This window comes from Bacillus sp. S4 (genome assembly GCF_040838205.1).
Classification (GTDB): Bacteria; Bacillota; Bacilli; order Bacillales; family Bacillaceae_G; genus Bacillus_A; species Bacillus_A cereus_U.
The window spans coordinates 1-2,989 of sequence record NZ_JBFPJI010000368.1 but is presented as its reverse complement, the minus strand read 5'-3'; the positions used below and the strand labels follow the sequence as shown (position 1 = coordinate 2,989).

Here is a 2,989-nt window from a genome sequence, read left to right as displayed (position 1 = left end):
TTACAGCCCTTTCCGAACGAGAAAGCCCATTGCCTTTAGGCATGGGATGAAAGTGAGGTTGGATACGGAGTACCACTAAAAATCGCAAGGTTCGTGGTACTTTAAGTATCCAAAGTATAGGTAGTTTCTCTAGGTCTTTTTGTTGTGATTTTCTGAGAATAAAAGATATATTGTAACGAGAATAAATGATTATAGAAGAACGGTTCAAAGTGTTTGAGAGAAAAATCTTATCGTCTCATGCAGTTGCAAAGTTTATGGACACGTTCTCATTTTGTTTCTATTGCTAGAAATGTATCAAATGAACGATGTTGAAAATCAAAAAACAAGGGGATGAAACGTATGTCACAGACCCTAACAGTGAAAGTGAAATTGATTCCAACAAAAGAACAAATCCGTTTATTGGAACAAAGTAGTCACGAATATATCAAAGTTATAAATACACTTGTATCGGAAATGGTTAAAGCAAAGAAAAGTACGAAAAAAAGCACAAAAGATATTGAAGCAAATATCCCAAGTGCGGTGAAGAATCAAGCGATTAAAGACGCAAAAAGTTTGTTTGCTACAAAAGTAAAGAAAAGTAATTATAAAATCATTCCGATTCTAAAGAGACCTGTTTGTGTATGGAACAATCAAAATTATTCATTTGAAGCCACTCATATTTCAATCCCGTTTAAGGTAAATGGAAAGTCCACTCGTTTAAAGGTCCGTGCTTTATTAATCAATAAAAAAAATCGCAATTTGGATTTGTTAAAACATAAGTTAGGTACACTTCGTATCACAAAGAAATCGAATAAGTGGATGGCCCAAATATCTGTCACACTTCCTACAAATGAAAGAGCAGGAACGAAAGTTTTAGGGGTAGACCTAGGTCTCAAGGTCCCTGCAGTAGCAATCACAGATGATGATAAGGTTCGTTTCTTTGGGAGTGGTAGGCACAATAAATATAAGAAGCGTAAGTTTCGTAGTGTTCGTAAGAAGTTAGGAAAAGACAAAAAAGTGAATGCCATTCGGCGAATGGATGATAAAGAGCAAAGATGGATGCAAGATAAAGATCACAAAATAAGTCGTGCAATTATTAATTTTGCGATTGCAAATCATATTTCTGTCATTCGATTAGAACAACTAACGAATATAAGACAGACGGCAAGAACAAGCCGTAAAAACGAAAAAAATCTACACACTTGGTCATTCTATCGTTTGGCACAATTTATTGCCTATAAAGCAACGATAGCTGGTATTCAGATTGAATATGTGAATCCAGCTTATACAAGTCAAAGTTGTCCGAAATGTGCTGAAAAGAATAAGGCTCGAGATAGAAAATACAAGTGTCCATGTGGGTTTAAGACACATCGTGATATCGTTGGAGCGATGAATATTCGCTACGCAACTGTGATTGATGGTAACAGTCAATCAGCCTAAGCACCTATATGGTCTGGTTTAGGAGGGGCAATGAGATGCCCTTATCTTGAAGGCTGTTCAAAACAGAAATGGACTGCGAACGCTTAGTCATTCAAGAATCCCACCCGTAATTCCGTAAGGATTCGGGCTTGCGACTTTAGTCGTGGGAGTCTCAAGTACTCTTGAAGCGAAAGAAATGATTCAATTAAATAAGAGGCAAAAGATTATTGATATTGGAATTGGAACGGGTGCATTTGCTTCATTAGTAAGTGAAAATGAGGAAAAGCGTCGCTAGAAATGTTTGATTTGTGGGACATTGAGGACTTTCCTAATTATAAATACTTTTTCTGCTATAATAAATTAGTAGAGAGAAAGGAGTGATCCTATGGTTATGGCATTTCCTATATTAGAAACGGAACGCTTGCGCTTAGTTGAAATAGAACAATCTTATTGTCAAAAAATATATGAAATATTCTCATTGGATGAGGTAACGTGTTATTACGGTATGAATTCTTTTACTGAGTTTGGACAAGCTTCACGTATGATTGAATCTTTTTCGAAAAATTACTTTGAGAAAAAGGCAATGCGTTGGGGGATTGTATTAAAAGACACAAATACTTTAGTAGGAACAATTGGATTAAATAATTTACAACTTTGGAGTAAACGCTCAGAGATTGGATATGATTTGCATCCTCGTTATTGGGGGAATGGTTATGCTTCTGAAGCTGCTCGAAAAATTATTACGTATGGATTTCGAGATTTAGGTTTATTTAGAATTGGAGCTATTACATATCCTGAAAATATAACTTCGTGTAATATGTTATCTAAATTAGGTTTTCAACAAGAAGGGCTGTTACGTGGATACATTCATCAAGGAAATAAACAACACGATGCATTAATGTATTCTATTGTACGAACAGATGTAGAGGATATTCATTATTAATAAAAAAGCCCCTCTTATTTAAAATAAGAGGGGCTTGTAAAAATCAACCTATTTTAGGTAATAAACGTTCTCCACTTTTCATACTACTTTTACATAAAGGGCATTTAGGCTCTTCTTCAAATGAAAAGTTCTTTCTCATCCATCCTAAACAATCCTCTGATTCACATTCCCAAACAGGGGTTTGTTCTGGTGGTACTTCTGCTACATCGTTCTTTCGATTGCGATACATGTAACCACTCCTTTTATGTAAAAATTTTTAGTTATATATTAAAAAGGTTGTTAACCGAGCTGGTAACAACCTTTTTATTGATTGAATTATAGCTTTACAACGTTTTTAGCTTGAGGTCCACGGTTACCGTCTTCAACTTCGAAGCTAACTTCTTGACCTTCGTCAAGAGATTTGAAGCCGTCGCCAGTGATAGCTGAGAAGTGAACGAATACGTCGCTACCGTCTGCAACTTCGATGAAACCGAAACCTTTTTCGCTGTTAAACCATTTTACTTTACCTGTTAATGTCATGGTAATGCCTCCTAAAATTTAAAAAGATTACAATATGATCGGCCTTATTCGATTGAAAATAAAAGTTCACATATTATCAAAAATCCATAAGGAGTACAAAATATTCCTGATTGATACTTGATAATATGC

General features: G+C 35.3%; 4 protein-coding genes. 2 read left to right on the top strand and 2 right to left on the bottom strand.

Annotation, left to right across the window (positions count from 1 at the left end):
- The first annotated feature begins 339 nt into the window (after nucleotides 1–339).
- Entirely contained in the window at nucleotides 340–1,419 is a 1,080-nt protein-coding gene (locus tag AB3X48_RS20200; RefSeq protein ID WP_199715432.1) for an RNA-guided endonuclease TnpB family protein, read from the top strand.
- A gap of 370 nt (nucleotides 1,420–1,789) precedes the next feature.
- Complete coding sequence (locus tag AB3X48_RS20195; RefSeq protein ID WP_088099078.1) at nucleotides 1,790–2,341, top strand: GNAT family N-acetyltransferase; 552 nt, start codon at nucleotides 1,790–1,792, stop codon at nucleotides 2,339–2,341.
- 43 nt (nucleotides 2,342–2,384) lie between these two features.
- Here the strand turns inward: AB3X48_RS20195 and AB3X48_RS20190 are convergent, their stop codons facing one another.
- Both AB3X48_RS20190 and cspD read right to left on the bottom strand, forming a co-directional pair.
- Nucleotides 2,385–2,570, bottom strand: coding sequence for a cold-shock protein (locus AB3X48_RS20190; RefSeq protein ID WP_000286202.1), 186 nt, complete (start codon nucleotides 2,568–2,570; stop codon nucleotides 2,385–2,387).
- Nucleotides 2,571–2,656: 86 nt separating this feature from the next.
- On the bottom strand, nucleotides 2,657–2,860 hold the full coding sequence (gene cspD / locus AB3X48_RS20185; protein ID WP_002012849.1) for a cold-shock protein CspD: 204 nt from the start codon (nucleotides 2,858–2,860) through the stop codon (nucleotides 2,657–2,659).
- Nucleotides 2,861–2,989 lie beyond the last annotated feature (129 nt).

Coding starts and splice junctions, on each gene's coding strand:
- cspD (WP_002012849.1), bottom strand. CDS start 2,860: ATGACATTAACAGGTAAAGTAAAATGGTTTAACAGCGAAAAAGGTTTC.
- AB3X48_RS20190 (WP_000286202.1), bottom strand. CDS start 2,570: ATGTATCGCAATCGAAAGAACGATGTAGCAGAAGTACCACCAGAACAA.
- AB3X48_RS20195 (WP_088099078.1), top strand. CDS start 1,790: ATGGCATTTCCTATATTAGAAACGGAACGCTTGCGCTTAGTTGAAATA.
- AB3X48_RS20200 (WP_199715432.1), top strand. CDS start 340: ATGTCACAGACCCTAACAGTGAAAGTGAAATTGATTCCAACAAAAGAA.